Source organism: Mesorhizobium sp. GbtcB19 (genome assembly GCF_019091085.1).
Lineage (GTDB): Bacteria > Pseudomonadota > Alphaproteobacteria > Rhizobiales > Rhizobiaceae > Mesorhizobium.
In genome coordinates this window covers 1-304 of record NZ_JAGXJY010000171.1, presented here as the reverse complement: position 1 = coordinate 304, position 304 = coordinate 1, and the positions used below count along the sequence as shown (strand labels likewise).

Here is a 304-nt window from a genome sequence, read left to right as displayed (position 1 = left end):
GTGATCGTCCAGTAGATCGGGGACAGGCAGACGAAAGCCCAGAACGCCAGCGCCCCATAGCTGAAGACGCGGCTGGCGATGAAGGCCGCTGGCGAGCGGATTTCGGAAACGGTGGAGTCGGTGGTCTGGACGCTCATGATGGCCGCTCAGTTGGCGTTGCGTACGAAGCGACTGGCGAATTCCAACAGCCAGGTCACGAACACGACGATGATGACGAGATAGGCCATGGCGAGCATCGTGCCGTAGACGACATTCGAGCGGTCGCGATATTCGCGGTAGATGAAGCTCGACACGGAATCGGTGG

The 304-nt window shown here is 60.2% G+C and carries 1 pseudogene; it reads right to left on the bottom strand.

What is annotated here, in order from left to right:
* Positions 1 to 146: 146 nt before the first annotated feature.
* Positions 147 to 304 (bottom strand): annotated as a pseudogene (locus KVT37_RS33635) (sugar ABC transporter permease); the annotation flags it as partial.